The 19,217-nt window shown below is 70.7% G+C and carries 15 protein-coding genes; 4 read left to right on the top strand and 11 right to left on the bottom strand.

The features are described 5' to 3' along the window. Nucleotides 1-13: 13 nt before the first annotated feature. From AC4GYY_RS08695 to AC4GYY_RS08675, 5 genes are all read right to left on the bottom strand, one after another. On the bottom strand, nt 14-1,420 hold the full coding sequence (locus tag AC4GYY_RS08695) for an alpha,alpha-trehalose-phosphate synthase (UDP-forming) (RefSeq protein WP_491119872.1): 1,407 nt from the start codon (nt 1,418-1,420) through the stop codon (nt 14-16). Continuing rightward, nucleotides 1,417-3,201: a glycoside hydrolase family 15 protein gene (locus AC4GYY_RS08690; RefSeq protein WP_491119871.1), complete on the bottom strand. Its 1,785-nt coding sequence runs from the start codon at nt 3,199-3,201 to the stop codon at nt 1,417-1,419. The genes AC4GYY_RS08695 and AC4GYY_RS08690 overlap by 4 nt, the downstream gene beginning before the upstream one ends. Continuing rightward, nucleotides 3,198-3,944: a trehalose-phosphatase gene (gene otsB / locus AC4GYY_RS08685; RefSeq protein ID WP_491119870.1), complete on the bottom strand. Its 747-nt coding sequence runs from the start codon at nt 3,942-3,944 to the stop codon at nt 3,198-3,200. Before otsB ends, AC4GYY_RS08690 begins: the two co-directional genes overlap by 4 nt. A 45-nt stretch (nt 3,945-3,989) precedes the next feature. Beyond that, nucleotides 3,990-5,264, bottom strand: coding sequence for a hypothetical protein (locus AC4GYY_RS08680; RefSeq protein ID WP_491119869.1), 1,275 nt, complete (start codon nt 5,262-5,264; stop codon nt 3,990-3,992). Nucleotides 5,265-5,454: 190 nt separating this feature from the next. After that, on the bottom strand, nt 5,455-7,776 hold the full coding sequence (locus tag AC4GYY_RS08675; RefSeq protein ID WP_491119868.1) for an FtsK/SpoIIIE family DNA translocase: 2,322 nt from the start codon (nt 7,774-7,776) through the stop codon (nt 5,455-5,457). A 108-nt stretch (nt 7,777-7,884) separates the two neighbouring features. Here AC4GYY_RS08675 and AC4GYY_RS08670 point away from each other — a divergent pair, with 108 nt between their 5' ends. Continuing rightward, entirely contained in the window at nt 7,885-9,099 is a 1,215-nt protein-coding gene (locus AC4GYY_RS08670) for an FAD-dependent monooxygenase (protein ID WP_491119867.1), read from the top strand. Nucleotides 9,100-9,171: 72 nt separating this feature from the next. Here the strand turns inward: AC4GYY_RS08670 and AC4GYY_RS08665 are convergent, their stop codons facing one another. From AC4GYY_RS08665 to AC4GYY_RS08655, 3 genes are read right to left on the bottom strand one after another with little or no spacing between them, the layout of a single operon-like run. After that, nucleotides 9,172-9,690 (bottom strand): YcnI family protein, encoded by a 519-nt coding sequence (locus AC4GYY_RS08665; protein WP_491119866.1) that lies wholly within the window; start codon nt 9,688-9,690, stop codon nt 9,172-9,174. A gap of 11 nt (nt 9,691-9,701) precedes the next feature. Beyond that, the gene (locus AC4GYY_RS08660; RefSeq protein ID WP_491119865.1) at nt 9,702-11,729 is read right to left on the bottom strand and encodes a TonB-dependent receptor family protein; all 2,028 of its coding nucleotides are present in this window, start codon (nt 11,727-11,729) and stop codon (nt 9,702-9,704) included. A gap of 46 nt (nt 11,730-11,775) precedes the next feature. Beyond that, a complete protein-coding gene (locus AC4GYY_RS08655) occupies nt 11,776-12,162 on the bottom strand; it encodes a DUF2946 family protein (RefSeq protein ID WP_491119864.1) in 387 nt (128 codons plus the stop codon). Nucleotides 12,163-12,287: 125 nt separating this feature from the next. Between AC4GYY_RS08655 and AC4GYY_RS08650 the strand changes: the two genes are divergently transcribed. Next, entirely contained in the window at nt 12,288-12,860 is a 573-nt protein-coding gene (locus AC4GYY_RS08650; protein ID WP_491119863.1) for a biliverdin-producing heme oxygenase, read from the top strand. Next, the gene (locus AC4GYY_RS08645; protein ID WP_491119862.1) at nt 12,853-15,426 is read left to right on the top strand and encodes an HWE histidine kinase domain-containing protein; all 2,574 of its coding nucleotides are present in this window, start codon (nt 12,853-12,855) and stop codon (nt 15,424-15,426) included. Before AC4GYY_RS08650 ends, AC4GYY_RS08645 begins: the two co-directional genes overlap by 8 nt. On the opposite strand, the gene AC4GYY_RS08640 is transcribed toward AC4GYY_RS08645, so the two are convergent. From AC4GYY_RS08640 to AC4GYY_RS08630, 3 genes are all read right to left on the bottom strand, one after another. Next, nucleotides 15,423-16,445, bottom strand: a complete 1,023-nt coding sequence (locus AC4GYY_RS08640; RefSeq protein WP_491119861.1) for a glycosyltransferase family 4 protein — start codon at nt 16,443-16,445, stop codon at nt 15,423-15,425. The two genes, AC4GYY_RS08645 and AC4GYY_RS08640, sit on opposite strands and share 4 nt — an antisense overlap. 5 nt (nt 16,446-16,450) lie before the next feature. Beyond that, the gene (locus AC4GYY_RS08635) at nt 16,451-17,290 is read right to left on the bottom strand and encodes a UDP-2,3-diacylglucosamine diphosphatase (RefSeq protein WP_491120239.1); all 840 of its coding nucleotides are present in this window, start codon (nt 17,288-17,290) and stop codon (nt 16,451-16,453) included. Nucleotides 17,291-17,402: 112 nt separating this feature from the next. After that, nucleotides 17,403-18,020 carry a glutathione S-transferase family protein gene (locus AC4GYY_RS08630; protein ID WP_491119860.1) on the bottom strand — a complete coding sequence of 206 codons (618 nt, stop codon included), beginning with the start codon at nt 18,018-18,020 and terminating at the stop codon, nt 17,403-17,405. 79 nt (nt 18,021-18,099) lie between these two features. Between AC4GYY_RS08630 and AC4GYY_RS08625 the strand changes: the two genes are divergently transcribed. Further along, nucleotides 18,100-19,212 carry an S-(hydroxymethyl)glutathione dehydrogenase/class III alcohol dehydrogenase gene (locus AC4GYY_RS08625; protein ID WP_491119859.1) on the top strand — a complete coding sequence of 371 codons (1,113 nt, stop codon included), beginning with the start codon at nt 18,100-18,102 and terminating at the stop codon, nt 19,210-19,212. Nucleotides 19,213-19,217: the final 5 nt, after the last annotated feature.

The raw sequence follows: 19,217 nt of genomic DNA, 5'->3' as shown, positions 1-19,217 counted from the left end.
CCTTCGCGCCGGGTCATGCCGCGGGCGCGTTGAATGCGCTCTGAACCGGCGCGGGTCCGAGTAGCGCGTCGGTGAAGCGGGTGCGCCACCAGACCACGTCCTCGCGCTCGACCCCGTCCATCAGCGCGCGCCAGCGGCGGATGCGCTCGGGCTTCTTCATCTTCAGCGCGGCGAGGATCGCGTCCGCGATCTCCTCGGCGGAATGCGGATTGACCAGCAGCGCCTCGCGCATCTGCTCCGCGGCCCCGGCGAAGCGCGACAGGATCAGCACGCCCGGATCGTCGGGGTCCTGCGCGGCGACATATTCCTTGGCGACCAGGTTCATGCCGTCGCGCAGGGGGGTCACCAGCCCGATCCGGGCCGCGCGGTAGACCCCTGCGAGCACCTCGCGCGGATAGCCCTGGTTGACGTAGCGGATCGGCACCCAGTCGATGTCGGCATGCGCGCCGTTGATCCGCCCCGCCATCGCCTCCAGCGAGGCGCGGATGCGGCGATAGGTCTCGACCGTCGCGCGGCTGGGCGGCGCGATCTGGAGGAGGAAGACTTCCTTGCGCTCCTCGGGATGCTGGTCGAGGAAACGCTCGTAGCCGAGGAAGCGCTCCTCCAGACCCTTCGAATAGTCGAGCCGGTCGACCCCGATCATCATGTCGCGGCCGACCGCCGAATCGCGCATTTGCCGGTGAGTGAGGCGGGCGCGCGTCGAGCGCGACATCCGGACGAACTCGGCGGCGTCGATCCCGATCGGGCAGGCCAGCAGGCGCGTCGTCCGATCGCCAAGGGTGAGCACCCCGTCCTCGACCGTGCCGCCGAGCTCGTTCACCACGTAATCGACGAAGGCGTCGAGCCACTCGTCTGTCTGGAAGCCGACCAGATCGTAGGCGAGCAGCGATTCGACGAGTCGTTCCGCCTCGGGCAGCGTGGCGAGAAGGCGGCGCGGGGGCCAGGGGATGTGGAGGAAGAAGCCGAGCCGGTTACGGTGCCCGCGGCGGCGCAGCTCGTCGCCGAGCGGGAACATGTGGTAATCCTGGATCCACACCGCGTCGTCGGCGCGCAACAGCGACGACAGCGCCTCGGCGAAGCGCGCGTTGACCCGCTGGTAGCCGCCGGCGAACGTGCGCTCGAACTCGGTCAGGTCGACGCGGTAGTGGAACAGCGGCCAGAGCGTGCGGTTGGCGTAGCCCTCGTAATATTCCTCGACGTCCTGCGGCTCGAGGTCGATCGTCGCGCTGGTGTAGCCCGCGCCCTCGTCGACCCGGAGCTCGCCGGTGAAGGCGCCGATCTCCTCGCCCGACCAGCCGAACCACAGCCCGCCATGCTCGCGCAGCGCCGCCTGGAGCGCGACCGCGAGCCCCCCTTGCGCGCCCGAATTCGAGCCAGAGGGGGCGGTGACCCGGTTGGAGACGACGACCAGCCGCGTCATCGGATCGCGCTCCACGGCTGCGACAGCAGCACCGCGCAGTTGATCATGCCGACGAGCGAATAGGTCTGCGGGAAATTGCCCCACAGCTCGCCCGTGACGGGATCGATGTCCTCGCTGAGCAGGCCGGAGGCGGTGCGCTTCGCCAGCATCTCCTCGAACAGCGCGCGCGCGTCGGCGTGGCGGCCGGTCGCCTGCAATGCCTCGATCAGCCAGAAGGTGCAGACGTTGAACGCGGTCTCGGGCAGGCCGAAATCGTCCTCGGTATCGTAGCGCAGCATCGTCGAGCCCCGGCGCAGACCCGTCTCGACCGCTGCGAGCGTGCCGAGGAAGCGGGGATCGTCGGGGGCGAGGAAGCGCAGGTCGAGCAGCTGGATCAGGCTGGCGTCGAGGTCGTCGCCCGAGAAGGTCGCGGAGAGGCGGCTCGTCCCGGGCCGCCACGCGCGCTCCTCGATCGTCCGGCGGATGCGATCGGCGCGGTCGCGCCAGAACGCCTGGCGATCGGCGAGCCGCAGCCGCTCCCCGATGTTGGCGAGCCGGTCGCACGCCGCCCAGCACATCGCAGCGGAGTAGGTGTGGACGCTCTGGCGGGTGCGCAGCTCCCACAGACCGGCGTCGGGCTTGTCGTGGTTCGCCCAGGCGAGCTCGCCGACGTGCTCGAGCGCGCGATAGTCCTCGACCCCGGCCATGCGGAACAGCCGCGTATCGAAGAAGGCGTGGGTGTTGGACAGCACGATCTGGCCGTAGGCGTCGTACTGGATCTGCTCATACGCCTGGTTGCCGACGCGGACCGGCCCCATGCCGCGATAGCCCGCCAGACCGGGGGCGAACCGCTCCTCCAGAATCGCTTCGCCCAGCACCCCGTAGAGCGGCTGGATGTGCCCGCCCTTTGCATCGTCGACGATGTTGCGCAGATAGACCAGATAGCCCTCGAGCACGTCGAGCGCACCGAGACGGTTGAGCGCCTGGACCGTGTAATAGGCGTCGCGGATCCAGCAGTAGCGATAGTCCCAGTTGCGCTCCGACCCGGCATGTTCGGGGATCGAGGTGGTGAGCGCGGCGACGATCGCGCCGGTCTCCTCGTGCTGGCAGAGCTTGAGCGTGATCGCCGAGCGGATCACCACCTCCTGCCATTCGAGCGGCACCGCGAGGCCGCGGACCCATTCCTGCCAGTCGGCGATCGTCTGCTGGAGCATGTCGTCGAGCGAGGCGGCGAGATCGCCCGAGAAGCTCTCGTCGGGACCCAGGAAGAAATGCAGCGGGCGTTCGAGGCGGAAGGCGCGCTCCTCGGCGATCATCCCGACGGGTGCGGTGGTGCTGAGCCGGAGCGTCTGCGCCTCGGCGGTGTAGCGGATGTGGTTGGTGCCGCCGGTGCGATGGTTGCACTCGCCGCCCCAGCCGCAGGTCGGCCGCAGCGCGACCCGGATGCGCGGGCTGCCCGCGACGGGGCGGACGATCCGGGCGAAGGCGGTCGGGCGGTATGTGCGTCCGTGGCGGCGGAAGCGCGGGCAGAAGTCGATCACCTCGACCGCGTTGCCGTTCGCGTCCTCGTGGCGGGTGACGAGGACGGGGGTGTTGCGGTGATAGTCCTGGGTCGTCTTCGCCGAACCCTCGAGCGTGATCGCCCAATAGCCGTGTTCGGGCGCGTCGCCGCCGATCAGTGCCGAGAAGACCGGGTCGCCGTCGACCCGCGGCGCGCAGCCCCAGACGAAGCGCCCGGCGCGGTCAACCAGCGCGGAGACCTGGCAATTGCCGATCGGGTAGAGATCCAGGGTGGCGGTCATGCGGCGACCGTATCCAGCCAGTCGCGCACGGCCGCGACATCGGCGAGGCGGTACGTGGCCGACGTCTCGCGCGCATCGCCAACCAAGATGCCGTAACCTCCCAGCCGCTCCGCCGCCGCGAACGCGGGCTCGTCGGTGTCGTCGTCGCCCACGAAGACGGGACGCGCGGACGCCATGTACGGTTCCGCGCGGAGCGCCTCAAGCGCGACGCCCTTGTCGCCTGCGGCGCTTCGAACCTCGGCCATCATCTTGCCCGGCTGGAAGCGGAGCGCATGCGAGTCGGCGAGGCGGCGCGCGAGCGCGTCGGCGTCCCGACCGTGCGCGGGCGCGCCGCGATAGTGGAGCGCCACTCCGAGCGGCTTGGTCTCCACGAGCAGCGCGGGGTCGCGCGCGGCGAAGGCCGCGAACTCGGCTGCAACGGCGTCGAGCGCCCGCGGGCGATCGGCGACGACGCGGCGCCCGTCGGAGTGGCGGATCTCCATGCCGTGGCTGCCCGCGATCGCGAAGCCGGGCGCGCCGAACAGCGCCGCGATCTCGCCCGCGGGCCGCCCGCTGATCACCGCGATGCGTCCGTCGAGCCGGTCGGCGAGCGACGTCATCAGCGCCCGCAACCGAGCGTCGGCAAGGACCATATCGGGACGCGGCGCGAGGTCGACCAGCGTGCCGTCGAAATCGAGAAACACGGCGGCCTCGGCGGGAAGACGGTCGGGGGGCGGGCGAAGATCGTTACGGAGGCGGTTCACGCGCATGCAAACGCCGTCGGCGTCCGATTTCTCCGGCGGACGGGCTTATTCCGCGCGCAGCACCTCCGCCACGAACCGACGGAACCCGGCCGCGGTGGCCGCCACCGTCTCTGCCGAGACGCAGCGCGCATCGTCGTCGGCGACATGGTGGTAGCGGTGCGTCCCGAACACGCCCGCGACCGACCGATAGCCCGCCGCCATGACCTCGGTCAGTTCGCCGCCCGAGAGCAGCTCGGTCGGATAGGGGGATTCGAGCCCCGCCAACCCGGCGAACGCGCGGCGCGCGGCGGGGAGCAGCGGTGGGCTCACGGCGAGGAAGCGTTGCGGGTCGGCGCTCGGCAGGGGCTTCCACGGCGCGACCGCGTCGTGCCAGTCGCGGGCCGCGACATTGGCGCCGAGATGAAGCCAGAACGCGGTTTCGCGCGGTTCCGGGGCGAGCCCCTCGAGCGACTTGGCCGCGCCGAGATACTCGTATTCATGACCCGACGTGCAGGTGAAGGCGACATCGTGATCGCGGACGGCCTTGCTGGCCCAGCGCGCCAGCGACAGCCAGACGGCGACACCAGGGCCACGCTCCCCCGCGCAGACGGTCCACCCCGAGCGCGGGGTCGACACGACGAGCCAGCGTCCGCGACCACGATCGATCCGCCCGGCAAGATTGAATGCGGGACGACGCCCGCCATCGCCGGTGACGGTCAGCGTCGCCCGCTCGCCCCGGATCGCCGCGGCCAGGAACGGTTGCGCGTCGCGGGGTGCGAGCAGCGCGACGGGGCCGGGAAACATCGCCGCGCGGCCATCGGCGTTGAGCGGGATGACCTGCCCGGTGGGCCCGGTGGTGATCACCACCACGGCCTTCGCGCCCGCCGCGAATGCGTCCGCGACCGGCTTCGCGACCGGCTTGGCCACGGCGGTGCTCCAGCGTGCGAAGGGCAATTCGACGAGCGCGATCGCGCCCGCGAGCGCCCCGCCGCCGTCGATCCGCACCAGTGGACCGGAAACTCCGGCATCTCCGGTCGGAACGACGATCCGCTGCGGCCAGACGCCCGCGGTCGTCCCGCCGCTCGCCAGCTCGGCTCGGCGGGCGGTGAAGTAGGGAACCGAGATCGACTGGCGCTCGATCGCGTAGCCGTTCCCTTGCAGTTCGCCGGCGAGCCACGCCCCGCTCGCCTCGTCTCCGCGACCGCCCGACCGCTTTTCGCCATAGCCGATGTAGCGGTCGAGGTCCGCGGCCGCCGAGTCCACTTGGGCCGCGGGCGCGCGAACGACCAGCGGAAGCGCGGCTCCGCCGGCGAGGACCGCGCGTCTGTTCGGTTCGATCATCCGCCCACTCTCCGGCTCGACCCCGCTTCAACCCTCATCAGAGGCGGAGAGATTGTGCAAGAGCGGCAGACAGGCGGTGCGCAGCCAAGAGCGACGGCCGTGCTGGCTGCGAGCATGGCCGCGCCGCCCCGGCGCGCTGATGGCCGGGGACGGAACCCGACCGCGGCGCCCTCGCCGGCGCTGCCGCGTGTCAGATCGCGTGGCCTTCGGCGTCCCGCAGCACTTCGCGCCGCCCGACGTGGTCGGGGCGACCGACGATGCCGTCCTTCTCCATCCGCTCGATCAGGCGTGCCGCCGAATTGTAGCCGATGCGGAGCTGGCGCTGGAGCCAGGAGGTCGACGCCTTGCGGCTTTCGCAGACGAGCTGGATCGCGGCGCGATACTGCTGATCCTCGGCCGAATCCTCGCCGGTCGGCGCGCCGTCGAGCGCGAAGCTCTCCTCGGGCTCCTCGGTGACGCTCGAGATGTAATCGGGCTGACCCTGCGCGCGCCAGTGATCAGTGACCGCCTGCACCTCTTCGTCCGAAACGAAGGGGCCGTGGACGCGGACGATGCCCTTGCCGCCGGGCATGTAGAGCATGTCGCCCTTGCCCAGCAGCTGCTCGGCGCCCTGCTCGCCCAGGATCGTGCGGCTGTCGATCTTCGAGGTGACGTGGAAGGAGATGCGGGTCGGCAGGTTCGCCTTGATCACGCCGGTGATGACGTCGACCGAGGGGCGCTGGGTCGCCATGATGAGGTGGATGCCCGCCGCGCGCGCCTTCTGGGCGAGCCGCTGGATCAGGAACTCGACCTCTTTCCCCGCGGTCATCATCAGGTCCGCGAGTTCGTCGACGATGACGACGATCTGCGGCAGCACGCGGTAGTCGAGCTGCTCCTCCTCGTAGATCGGCTGCCCGCCGTCGCCGAACCCGGTCTGGACGCGGCGGCCGAGGGGCGCGCCCTTGACCTTGGCGGCGCGGACCTTGTCGTTGAAGCTGCCGAGCGAGCGGACGCCGAGCGACGACATCTGGCGGTAGCGGTCCTCCATCTGCTCGACCGCCCATTTGAGCGCGCGCACCGCCTTCGCCGGATCGGTGACGACGGGGCTGAGCAGGTGGGGGATGTCGTCGTACATGCTCAATTCGAGCATCTTCGGGTCGATCATGATCATCCGGCACTGGTCCGGAGTCAGTCGGTAGAGCAGCGACAGGATCATCGAGTTGAGGCCCACCGACTTGCCCGAGCCGGTGGTGCCGGCGACCAGCAGGTGCGGCATCGGCGCGAGATCGGCGATGACGGGATCGCCGGCAATGTTCTTGCCCAGGATGATCGGCAGCTGCGCCGAGAGATCGTGGAAGGTCTGCGACCCGATCAGCTCGTGGATCGAGACCGGCTCGCGCCGCGCGTTCGGCAGCTCGATCCCGATCACGCTGCGACCCGGGATGGTGGCGACGCGCGCGGAGATCGCGCTCATGTTGCGCGCGATGTCGTCGGCGAGCTGGATCACGCGGCTGGCCTTGATCCCGGCGGCGGGCTCCAGCTCGTACATGGTGACGACCGGGCCGGGGCGGACCTCGACGATCTGGCCACGGACGTTGAAGTCGTCGAGCACGGTTTCGAGCAGGCGGGCGTTGCGCTCGAGCGCGGCCTTGTCGATCGCGCCGGGCGGCGTGGGCGGGGAGGGGATGAGCAGGTCGAGCGAGGGCAGCTCGTAATCGTCGCGCAGATCGAGCGATTGCTGCGGCTTCGGCATCGCCGCCGACGGCGCGACGGCACGCTCGCCGATCTTGGGGGCGGGACGCGGATCAGGGGTGGCGACCGCGCGGGGCGCGACGCCGCGGCGGATCTCGGCGCGGGGCTCGGGCCGACGCTCGATCGCCTCGGAACCGTCATCCTCGTCCTCGTCGGCCCGCGCGTAGGTCAGCCGCTCGACCCGCGCCGCGCGCCAGCGGCTGGCCCGGCCGCCCAGGTCCATCTCCAGGCTGCGCGCCCAGACGATCACCCCGGCGAGACCGATCAGGCTGCCGAGCCCGATCAGCCCCCAGCGCTCCCAGACCGGATCGCCGATCTGCGCCAGCGCCAGCCTGGCCGCGCCCGACACGCCGAGCCCGACGACCCCGCCCCAGCCGGCGGGGAGCGCCAGCACCGCCCGGTCGGAGACGAAGGCGAGCGCGCTCGCCATGAGCGCGACGCCCAAGGTCGCGCCGCGCAGCATCCGGCCCCAGCGTCCGGCGGGGGCATCGCGCCAGAGCCGCAGGCCGACGATCGGCGCTACCGGGAGGAGCAGCGCGGCCGTGGGGCCGAAGACGGTGAGCGCGAGATCGGCGAACCAGGCCCCGACCGGGCCGAGCCAGTTGGCGACCGACCCCCCTTGCGTGTTGAGCGCGCTGTCGCCCGGATGGTAGCTGGCGAGCGCCGCGGCCATCGCCAGCGTCGCGGCGAACAGCGCCAGCGCGCCGATCAGCGCGCCGCTGCGCAGCGCGCCCGCCTTTACCGATTCGCGCCACAAACTCGGCTGCGCCCGCGACGCCATCGCCCGTGTCCTGTCAGAAGAAGCCCCGCGGAATCATCCTCTCCCCGCGACTCCGCGTCAAGGCGAGCGGCGTTGTCGGCGCGGTCGGCGGCGGCTAGGGCGAGTCGAATGGAGCATGATGTCCTGATCCTGGGCGGCGGGCTGGTCGGCGGCACCCTGGGGGTGGCGCTGGCGAAGTCCGGCCTGTCGGTGGTGGTGGTCGATCCCGCCGACCCCGCGGTGACCGCCACGGCGGCGTTCGACGGCCGCGCCTCGGCGATCGCGAGCGCCAGCGGGCGGATGCTGGACGCGATCGGCATCGGCGAGCGGCTGAAGGGTCAGGGCTGCGCGATCCGTCAGATCCGGGTCGCCGACGGGCTGGAGCCGGGAAAGCTCGACTTCGTCGCGGGCGAGGCGGACGATCCGCTCGGCACGATGTACGAGAATCGCCGGCTCCGCGCGGCGCTCTACGCGACGGCGGCGGAGACGCCCGGGCTCGACCTGCGGATGACGACGCGCGCCGTCTCGGTGGATCGCGGCGCGGCGAACATAACGGCGCATTTGTCCGACGGCAACGTCGTCACCGCCGCGCTGCTCGTCGCCGCTGACGGACGCGCCTCGCCGACGCGCGAGGCGGCGGGGATCAAGGTCGCGCGGTGGCGCTACGATCACCAGGCGGTGGTCGGCGCGTTCCACCACGAACGCCCGCACGAGAGCATCGCGTTCGAGATCTTCTATCCCTCCGGTCCGTTCGCGCTCTTGCCACTCCTCGACGACGAGATCGGGCACCGCTCGGCGATCGTCTGGACGGTCGATGCCAGGGACGGACCCGCCATGCTCAAGCTCGGCGACCGCGCGTTCCTCGCAGAGGCGGAAGCGCGGATGGGCGGGTTTCTCGGCGCGCTGTCGTCGGCGAGCCCGCGCGCGGGCTGGCCGCTCGGCTTCCACCATGCGGCGCGGATCACGGCGGAGCGGCTGGCGCTGGTCGGCGACGCCGCGCACGGCATCCACCCGATTGCAGGGCAGGGGCTGAACCTCGGCTTGCGCGACGTCGCGGCACTGACCGAGGTGCTGGTCGAGGGCAAGCGCGTCGGGCTCGATCTTGGCGATGCGGCGCTGCTCGCGCGGTATCAGGCGTGGCGCGGGCTCGACACGCTGATGACCGCGGCGGCGACCGACACGCTGACGCGGCTGTTCGGCATTCGGGGCCGCGCGGCGAGCGCGGTGCGGCGCTTCGGCATCTCGGCGGTCGACCGGATCGGGCCGCTCAAGGACCGCTTCATGGCGGAAGCGCGGGGCGAATCGGGCGATCTGCCGAAGCTGTTGCAGGGGCTGCCGGTCTGACCCGTGTCCCCGCGCAGGTGGGGACCCGGAGCGGCAAACACCGCGCTCGCGGCTCTGGGCTCCAGCACCGCGCTACATCGGGTGATCCATCGCCATTGGCTTCGCGCCGAGCATCAGCATCGGCGCGGGCGAGGGCGTCGCATGCCATTGGTCGGGCGACGCCGGTATCGCCGTCCACGCATTCACCCCGTTCTCGCACGTCTGCGTCGTCGGGAAGTACAGCGGCCCCGCCGCGTCGGGCAGCTTGAGCGCCATCCCGAACTGGTCGAACTCGTCGGCGGGGAGCTTGCCCGTCCAGGTGATCGCGGTGACGCGGGTGGTGATGCTCGCGCCGCCTTCGCCCTTGATCGGGATCGCCAGCGGCGCGCGGTCGATCCGGAGCGTCCAGCCGGGCTTGGGCTGCGGCCGCGCCGAGAGCACGTCGGCGGGAATGTCGACCCGCACCGACACCGTCGGCGACTCGCCGCACCCGTGCGTCACGCGCAGGAAGCCGGCGTAATAGCCGCCGGCGGTCGCCTGCGGCTGATCGAACACGACGTGCGCGCCCGCGGCGGCGGGGAGGAGCGCGGCGAGAACGATGAGCTTTTTCATGGTCGGACTCCTCAGAAGGCGAAGCGGAGCCCGCCGAAGACCGATCGGCCCTCGCTGGGATAGAAGACGGCGGTGTTGACGCCGGGCAGACGTGCGTCCGTGATCGCGCCGAACTCGGCGGCGTAGCGTTCGTCGGTGAGGTTGCGCGCGTCGACGAACAGCGTCGTCGGCCCGAGCGCGACGCCGGCGCCGACGTTCAGCAGCGCGTAGCCGGGCGCCTTGAGCGTGTTGGCATAGTCGACCCACACGTCGCGGATGCGCCAGTCGACGAACGGTTCGACATAGAGGCCATGCGCGCCGTCGTAGCGCAGCCCGGCACGATATTGGTGCTCGGGCGCGACCGGCAGGCGGTTGTCGCCGTAGCTCGGATCACCCCGAAATCGGAAGTCGGACCAGGCGTAGGTCTGGCGCAGGCGGACGTGACGGAGAATGCGCCAGTCGAGGCTTGCCTCCACCCCCTGGTGGCGCGTGCGACCGGCGTTGAACACGGTCGCCGGCAGGCTGGCGGCCGGGATGAAGCTCAGCAGCTCGCCGCGGATCGCCGCGCGGTAGTAGTCGACGTCCCAGGTGACCGCGCCCGCGCGGCCGCGCGTGCCGACCTCGAACGTCCAGGCGCGCTGGGTCGCGAGGGGGACGAACAGCTGACCGCCGGTGTTCGTCTGGGTCAGCGCGCCGAAGGTCGGCGGTTCGACCGAGCGGGTGTAATTGGCATAGACCTGCGTTGCCCCGTGTTCGAACAGCAGCCCGGCGCGTGGAGCGAACCAGTCGTAGCTCGCGTCGTCGGTGCGCCCGGCGAGGCGGTCGAGGGAGGTGCGTCCCGCATGGCCGTACGATCCGCCGGCGACCAAAGCGAGCTCGGGCAGAACGAAGAAGCGCGCCTCGCCGAACACGTCCAGCCCTTGCGCGAGCTGGCGCGCGTCGCCGATCCTGGGGCCGTTCTGACCGGCGAAGTTGAGGTAGAGGTCCTGCTCGGTCCCGCCCTCGCGGTAGAAGGCGCCGACGTACAGGTCCGCCTTGTGGCCGGCGATCTCGCCGGTGATGTCGAAGCGGCCGAACCCGCCCTGCGTATCGGTGTCCTGGTCGATCACGATCGAGATCGGGTGGTGGAGATCGGTCTGGGTCGCATAGGCCGCGCCCTCGAACACCACGCCGTCGGACAGGCGCAGGCGGGTCTGGACCGTCACCCGCTCGACCGTCTGGTCGCGCGCCTGCCGACGGGCGACCACGCCGTTGCCGGCATAAGTGGGGCGGGTGAGCGCGTCCGCCAGCGTCACGGCGCCGGGAACCTGCTGGCGGATGTCGGCGGCATAGGCGATGGCGCGGACCTCGCTGTCGTCCCCGAAGGACCAGCCGAGGTTAAGCGTGCCGCGCTCCTGGTCTTGCGCCTCCTGCTCGCGGAAGCCCGCGGAGTGATAGCTGTTGAGGCTGGCGAGATAGTCGAATGCGCCGCTCCGCCCTGCTCCCGCCGCCTGTGCGCGCCAGGTGTCGAACGAACCGCCCTCCAGCCGCATCGCGAACGGCGTCTCGGCGGTCTTGCCGTTGGCGGTGACGAGGTTCACCGCGCCGCCGAGCTGCGCGCCGCCGAAGCGCAGCGCGTTGCCGCCCTTGTAGACCTCGATCAGCCGCGCGTTCAGCGGATCGACCTTCTGGAAATCGGAGAAGCCGTCGGCGTCGGCGAACGGCACCCCGTCCTGCGCCAGCAGCACGCCCCGCTGGTGGTAGCTCTGGTCGAGTCCCGAACCGCGGATCGAGAGCCGCGATTCCTCGCCGTAGCGCTTGTTCGAGAGCACGCCGGGCACGTCGCGGAGCAGATCCGGCAGGCCGACGACGCTGCGGTCGTCGTAGGTTTCGGCGGCGACGACCGCGACCGCGCCGGGGGTTCGCGACAGGCGCGCGCGGGCGTCAGCGACGACGGGCGGATCGCCGTCGTCGGGGTGGGCGGTGACGATCACGTCGGGATCGGTGCGCGGCGTCGTCTGGGCGAGCGCGGGCACGGCGGCGGTGGTCGCGGCGAGCGCGACCAGCAGATGCTTGGTCATGGAAGTCCCCTGGTGTCTGTTCGCTGTCGCGCCAAAGCGCGGCGGATCAGACGAGGGGAGGGGCGCGCAGCGGGGGGCGCAACCGCGCGGCTTTGCGCGTCGGCACCGGGACCATACACCGGATCGCCAGTGCCAGGATGAAGGCCGGTGCGGCGACGAGGAGCGCCGGGCCCGCCGCGCCGAGCGCCGGCAGCGCCAGGTCGGCGTAGGCGCAGGGGCCGACAGCCCGACCTTCGTCCTCGTGATGCGCCATCCCGCGCATCGCCACCGGCGCGGCGGGCTGCACGCCCGCGCATAGCGTCAGCGTCGGGCGACCGTCCAGGACGGTCGGCATGAATCCGGCGGGGACGAGCACGCGCAGCATCAACGATGCCGCCACGATCCAGGCGGCAAGCCAGGGATATGATCGCAAGGCGTGGCGCGCTTCAGTCACGCCGCACACCTAGGGAACGATCGAAGGTGTGTCACGCCGGAGAGATGCGCATTGATCTGGATCATCGTACGGTGGGGCGGCCTTGCACGTCCTTGGAGTTGCTTATAATTCGTGGAGCCTCTTCGATGGCCACGGTTCTCGATCACTCGCGCCCGCTGTCGGCCGCTCAGACCCTGCGACGCGCGACGGCGACGGCGCATGGCGAGGTCGATGCGATCTTCTCGAGCGTCGATCTGTCGACCGCGGTCGGTTATCGCGCGTTCCTCTCGGCGCAAGCCGAGGCGCATCTGCCGGTCGAGGCGGCGCTGGACCGCGCCGGGGCCGAGCAGGTCTTGGCCGACTGGTCCTGCCGGCGTCGCGCCACGCTGCTCCGCGCCGATCTCGACGATTTGGGCGCGGCGCCGGCGCAGTGCCGCGCGCATGTCGTCGACGGCGCGGCGGAGATCGCGGGGGCGGCGTACGTCATCGAGGGATCGCGGCTCGGCGGGGCGATGCTGCGGCGCTCGGTCGGGGAGGGTCTGCCGGTGCGTTTCCTTTCGGCTTCGGCGGAGCCGGGCGCGTGGCGCGCGCTGTTGCTGCGGCTCGACCAGGTCCTGGCGGACGAAGCCGACCTCCGGCGGGCGGTCGCCTCGGCGATCGCGGTCTTCGCACTGTTCGCCACCGCGGGGCGCGCTGCGGTGGAGCCGGCGCGTGGCTGACGGCGGCGACGGGACGGTCACGCTCACGAACTGCGATCGCGAGCCGATCCACCTGCTCGGTGCGATCCAGCCGATCGGGTTCCTCGTCGCGATCTCGACCGATTGGATCGTCGAGCGGGTCTCGACGAACCTCAAGGACTTCCTCGGGATCGAGCCCGCGAGCGCGCTGGGCCGGCCGATCGCCGAGCTGTTCTCCGCGGAGGCGATCCACCTGCTGCGCAACCGTCTGTCGCTGCTGCTCGGGGCGGATGCGGTCGAGCGCGTGTTCGCGTGCCGGCTGCGCGAGGAGTTGCCGCGGTTCGACGTGGCGCTTCACGTGTCCGGCAGGCAGGTGGTGATCGAAGCCGAGCCCACCGCGGGCGAGCCCGGCGACGCGACCAACACGGTCCGGTCGATGATGGCGCGCGTCGACCGTGCGGAAGCATTCGGCACCTTCTTCACCGAGGGCGCGCGGCTGGTGCGGGCGCTGACCGGATTCGATCGGGTGATGGTCTATCGCTTCGACGAAAGCGGATCGGGCGAGGTCGTGGCCGAGGCGTGCCGCGCCGGGATCGGCTCGTTCAAGGGGCTCCATTATCCCGCCGCCGACATCCCGGCGCAGGCGCGCGTCCTCTACAAGCGCAACGCGGTGAGGGTGATCGCCGACGTCGGCGCGACTCCGGTGCCGATCGTCCCGGCGTTCGATGCGAGAGGGGGGCCGATCGACCTGTCGCTCTCGATCCTGCGCTCGGTCTCGCCGATCCATATCGAGTATCTCAAGAACATGGGCGTCGCCGCCTCGATGTCGATCTCGATCATCGTCGACGATCAGCTCTGGGGCCTGTTCGCCTGCCATCATTACGCGCCGATGGCGCCCAGCTACGAACGCCGTTCGACCTGCGAGCTGTTCGCGCACCTGTTCTCGATGCGGATCGAGAGCCGCCAGCGCAAGGAGACGATGGAGTTCGAACGGCGCGCGCGCGACATCTCCGACCAGCTGCTCGGCGCCGTCGCGTCGGACGAGACCCTGCTGAACGATCCCGATTGGTTGGGGGACATCCTGACGCAGGCCATTCCGGCGGACGGCGTCGGCGTGTGGATCAACGGGTCGAGCGCCTTTTCCGGCTCGACGCCTCCGCCGGGCGATTTCCGGCGGCTGATCGCCCGTCTGGGCGAGGTCGGCGGGAGCCGTGTGTTCACCACGGACCAGATCTCGACCCTCCTGCCCGGCGCAGAGGCATGGGCGGGCGAGGCGGCGGGCATGCTTGCCATTCCGATCTCGCGCGCCGCGCGCGACTATGTCGTGCTGTTCCGCCAGGAGCGGATCCGCTCGGTGCGGTGGGGCGGCGATCCGTACAAGCCGGTCGAATACGGGCCCAACGGCCCGCGCCTCTCCCCGCGCGAGAGCTTCGCCGAGTGGAAGGAGCTGGTCCACGGCCGCGCCAAGGCGTTCACGCCGTCGGAGCTGCGGGTGGCCGAGACGCTCCGCGCGACGCTGATCGAGGTGGTGCTGCGGATGGCCGACGCGGCGAGCAGCCAGCGGCAGCAGGCGAACGAGCGGCAGGAGCTGTTGATCGCCGAGCTCAATCACCGCGTGCGCAACATCCTGGGCGTGATCCGCGGGCTGATCCGGCAATCGAAGCCGCACGACGACAGCATCGAAAGCTTCGTCCGGCTGGTCGACGGCCGCATCCATGCGCTCGCCCGCGCCCACAATCAGATCACCGACGATCACTGGGGGCCGGCGCCGATCCAGGCATTGATCGACGCGGAGGCCGCCGCCTTCCTCGCGGACGACCCGGACCGGATCCGCACGACGGGGGGCTATGTGCTGCTCAATCCGCAGGCCTATTCGACGATGGCGCTGGTGATCCACGAACTCGTCACCAATTCGGCCAAGTACGGCAGCCTGTCGGCCGGCGGGCGGGTCGAGATCGACTGGCGGCGCAACGCCGAGGCGGACCTCGAGATCGTCTGGCGCGAGATCGACGGCCCGCCGGTGGCACCGCCCTCGCGCAAGGGCTTCGGGAGCACGATCGTCGACCGCTCGGTTCCGTACGATCTCGGCGGCAAGGCCTCGATCGAATATGATGTCGGCGGTGTGGTCGCGCGATTCTGCATCCCCGCTCGCCATGTCAGCGAAGCGGGGCTCGACCGGGCGCCCGCGATCCGCGTTCAGCGGCCCGCGGTCGGACACCCGGCACCGCCGCCGCAGCGCATCTTGGGTGGCCACGAGGTCCTGCTCGTCGAGGACAGCCTGATCATCGCGCTCGACGCCGAGGATCATCTGGTCCGGCTCGGGGCGGATGCGGTCGCCACGTCGGCGAGCGTCGGCGCCGCTCTGGCGAGCATCGACGCGGCTCCGCCGACGCTGGCGGTGCTCGACATCAATCTCGGCGACGGGACGAGCTTTCCGGTGGCGGACCGGCTGAAGGCCTTGGGAGTTCCGTTCCTCTTCGCCTCGGGCTATGGCGAGCAGGCCAACCTGCCGCCCGAGCACGCCGAGCGTCGCGTCATCCAGAAGCCTTATACGATCGAGAACCTCGCCCGGGCGATGGCCGAACTGATCGCGCCCGCCACCGCCTAAGCGGCGATGCGGGCGGGGACGAAGGGGACCAGCGCGTCGAGGAACTCGCGGGCGCTCGCCTGCCAGGTGAAGGTCGCGCCGTAGCACGCGCAGGCGGCGCGGTCGCGGGTGAGCGAGCCGGCGACGGCGACCGCGAGGTCGCGGTCCATCGCCGCGACCTCCGCGGTCAGCACGTCGACCGGTCCGGTCACCGGATATGCGGCGACCGGGGTGCCGCAGGCGAGCGCCTCGATCATGACCAGCCCGAACGTGTCGGTGCGGCTGGGAAAGACGAGCGCGTCGGCGGCGCGGTAGGCGGCGGCGAGATCGGCCCCGTGGCGCGCCCCGACGAACCGCGCGGCCGGATATCTCGCGGCGAGCGTCGCACGCGCCGGACCGTCCCCGACGACCACCTTGGTCCCGGGCATGTCGAGGTCGAGGAAGGCGGCGATGTTCTTCTCGGGCGCGACCCGGCCGACGTGGAGCAGCACCGGGCCGGGCAGCGCGCGGATCGCCGCTTCGATCGCGCCCTCGGGCGTGAAGAGGCCGAGATCGACCCCGCGCCCCCAATGGCGGACCTGCGTCAGCCCGTGCGCGTGGAGCGTCGCCGCGATCGACGCGGTCGACGCCAGCACATTTTCCGCCGGCGCGTGGAACCACCGGATGTAGCGCCACAGCAGCTCGGGAGGGAGGCCGGTCCGCGCGGCCACGTAATCGGGAAACTGCGTGTGGTAGGCGGTGGTGAAGGGAATGCCGCGGCGCAGGCACCAGGCGCGCGCGGCGAGCCCGAGCGGGCCCTCGGTCGCGATGTGCAGCGCCTCGGTCCCGAACCGCTCGACCGCGGCCCCGATCGTCCCGGGCAGCGCCGCCGCCAGCCGGATCTCGGGATAGGTCGGGCAGGGCCACGACCAGCGTCCCTCGGGCGAGATCACCAGCACCTCGTGGCCCCAGGCGGTCAGCTGCGCGCGCGTCGCCTCCAGCGTGCGGACGACGCCGTTGATCTGCGGGCGCCAGGCGTCGGTGACGATCGCGATCCGCATGGAGGTCAGGCCGCCAGCGGCAGGACCGTCGCGTCGGGCCCGGCAGGGCGCCGCGCCATTTCGTCGGCCCAGTGGATCAGCTCCATCCGCCCGTCATGATGCTCGACCAGGGCGGTGCAGCCCTCGACCCAGTCGCCGTCGTTGTAATAAGCGACGCCGGCGATGTCGCGGATCTCGGCGGTGTGGATATGTCCGCACACGACCCCGTCGACCCCGCGCACTCCGGCCTCGTGCGCGACGACCTCCTCGAAGTGCGAGATGAAGTTCACCGCGTTCTTGACCTTGGCCTTGGCGTGCTTCGAGAGCGACCAATACGGCATCCCGAATCGCCGCCGTACCGCGCTGACGTGGCGGTTGAGCTGCATCAGCACGGTATAGGCAACGTCGCCGACATGCGCGAGCCAGCGGTGGCCGAGCGTGATCGCGTCGAACTCGTCGCCGTGGAGGATCAACAGGCGGCGGCCGTCGGCGGTCTCGTGGATCGCCTTGCGGCGGATCTGGATGCCGCCGAAGTCGAGCCCGGCGAACTGGCGGAACATCTCGTCGTGGTTGCCGGGGATGTAGACCATCCGCGTGCCGCGACGCGCGCGCTTCATCAGCCGCCAGATCACGTCGTTGTGCGCGGCCGGCCAGAAGAACTTCTTCTTGAGCCGCCAGCCGTCGATGATGTCGCCGACCAAGTACATCGCGTCGCTGTCGACATGGTCGAGGAAGTCGATCAGCAGCTCGGCGTTGCAGCCGCGCGTGCCGAGATGGACGTCGCTGATCCAGACGGTGCGGTAGTGACGGCGCTCCTCCACCTGCCGTTCCGGATGGTGCGGGCGGGTGGCGGCGAAGTCGAGCAGATCGGTCACGTCGGCAGCGGTGATGGTCGTCGGCACGCAGCGGCCCTCCCTCACCCCGCGCCAATGGACTCGTTATGTTACGTGGGCGTCTCGCCCGCGTGACGGTTCCGCGTCAGGCGGTGATCGGGATATGGCGCGGCGTCGCCGCGACGCGGGTGATCCATGCCTGCACGTTGGGATAGGAGTGCAACGCCACGCCGCCCTCCTCGGCGACGTGCGTGTAGGCGTAGAGCGCGATGTCGGCGAGCGTGAAGCGGTTGCCCGCGAACCACTCGGCGCGCGCGAGCTGCGCGTCCATCAGCGAGAGCGCGTCGTGCGCAGCCGCCTCCTTCGCGCCGAGCTGGAGACGCTGTGCATCGCTCAGCCGATCCTCGCCCACGAACGCGCGCCAGAAGCGCAGCGTCGCGACATTGGGTTCGTGATGATATTGCTCCCAGAACATCCAGCGCAGCATGTCGGCGTGGTCGAACCGGTCGTGCGGGATCAGCGCGGAGCCGTGCGCGAGATAGACGCAGGCAGCGTTGCTCTCGGGGAGGAAATCGTCGCCGATCTGGAGCACCGGGATGCGCCCGTTCCCGTTGACCTCGGCGAGGAACGCGGGCGTTCGCGTCTCGCCGCCGAGGATGTCGTACGCCCGACGCGCGAGCGGAATGCCGAGATGCGCGGCGGTCAGGCGGACCTTGTAGCAGTTTCCGGACAAGGCGTACTCGTGCAGGATCAGATCGGACATCGCGGGCCTCCCGCCGTCGCCCTTGATCCGTGCGCGACGCCGGTACAAGGCTCGCCGCGCGATCACTTGAGGAGTCCCGATGAAGACCCGCGCCGCCGTCGCCTTCGAAGCCAAGCGCCCGCTCGAGATCGTCGAGCTCGATCTCGAAGGTCCGAAGGCGGGCGAGGTGCTGGTCGAGATCATGGCGACCGGCATCTGCCACACCGACGCCTATACGCTGGGCGGCCTCGACAGCGAGGGCCTGTTCCCGAGCGTGCTGGGCCACGAGGGCTGCGGGGTGGTGCGCGAGGTCGGGGCGGGGGTGGCCAGCGTGGTGCCGGGCGACCACGTCATTCCGCTCTACACGCCGGAATGCCGCCAATGTAAGTCGTGCCTCAGCGGCAAGACGAACCTGTGCACCGCGATCCGCGCCACCCAAGGCAAGGGCGTGATGCCCGATGGCACCAGCCGGTTCAGTTACCGGGGCCGGCCGATCTTCCACTACATGGGCTGCTCGACCTTCTCGAACTTCACCGTCCTGCCCGAGATCGCGGTGGCGAGGATCCGCGCGGACGCGCCGTTCGACACCAGCTGCTACATCGGCTGCGGCGTGACGACCGGGGTCGGCGCGGTGGTCAACACCGCCAAGGTGGCTCCGGGCGAGAATGTGGTGGTGTTCGGGCTCGGCGGGATCGGCCTCAATGTGATCCAGGGTGCGAAGCTCGCAGGTGCGGCGAAGATCGTCGGCGTCGACATCAACCCCGACCGCGAGGACTGGGGCCGCCGCTTCGGCATGACCCACTTCCTCAACTCGAAAGGGCTGAGCCGCGACGAGACGGTCGCGAAGGTCGTGGAGCTGACCGACGGTGGCGCCGACTATACCTTCGACGCGACCGGCAACACCGAGGTGATGCGCACCGCGCTGGAGGCGTGCCACCGCGGCTGGGGCACCAGCATCATCATCGGCGTGGCCGAGGCCGGGCGCGAGATCGCGACCCGGCCGTTCCAGCTCGTCACCGGCCGCAATTGGCGCGGGACCGCCTTCGGCGGCGCCAAAGGACGCACCGACGTGCCGAAGATCGTCGACTGGTATATGGACGGGATGATCGAGATCGATCCGATGATCACCCACCGGCTGACGCTCGACGAGATCAACACCGGCTTCGATCTGATGCATGCGGGCGAGAGCATCCGCAGCGTCGTGATCTACTGAGACCA

The organism is Sphingomonas sp. SP6 (assembly GCF_058313435.1).
This window is presented reverse-complemented; position numbering and strand designations above follow the sequence as displayed.

Coding starts and splice junctions, on each gene's coding strand:
- AC4GYY_RS08640 (WP_491119861.1), bottom strand. CDS start 16,445: ATGCGGATCGCGATCGTCACCGACGCCTGGCGCCCGCAGATCAACGGC.
- AC4GYY_RS08665 (WP_491119866.1), bottom strand. CDS start 9,690: ATGAAAAAGCTCATCGTTCTCGCCGCGCTCCTCCCCGCCGCCGCGGGC.
- AC4GYY_RS08690 (WP_491119871.1), bottom strand. CDS start 3,201: ATGACCGCCACCCTGGATCTCTACCCGATCGGCAATTGCCAGGTCTCC.
- AC4GYY_RS08660 (WP_491119865.1), bottom strand. CDS start 11,729: ATGACCAAGCATCTGCTGGTCGCGCTCGCCGCGACCACCGCCGCCGTG.
- AC4GYY_RS08650 (WP_491119863.1), top strand. CDS start 12,288: ATGGCCACGGTTCTCGATCACTCGCGCCCGCTGTCGGCCGCTCAGACC.
- AC4GYY_RS08675 (WP_491119868.1), bottom strand. CDS start 7,776: ATGGCGTCGCGGGCGCAGCCGAGTTTGTGGCGCGAATCGGTAAAGGCG.
- AC4GYY_RS08670 (WP_491119867.1), top strand. CDS start 7,885: ATGGAGCATGATGTCCTGATCCTGGGCGGCGGGCTGGTCGGCGGCACC.
- AC4GYY_RS08680 (WP_491119869.1), bottom strand. CDS start 5,264: ATGATCGAACCGAACAGACGCGCGGTCCTCGCCGGCGGAGCCGCGCTT.
- AC4GYY_RS08695 (WP_491119872.1), bottom strand. CDS start 1,420: ATGACGCGGCTGGTCGTCGTCTCCAACCGGGTCACCGCCCCCTCTGGC.
- AC4GYY_RS08625 (WP_491119859.1), top strand. CDS start 18,100: ATGAAGACCCGCGCCGCCGTCGCCTTCGAAGCCAAGCGCCCGCTCGAG.
- AC4GYY_RS08630 (WP_491119860.1), bottom strand. CDS start 18,020: ATGTCCGATCTGATCCTGCACGAGTACGCCTTGTCCGGAAACTGCTAC.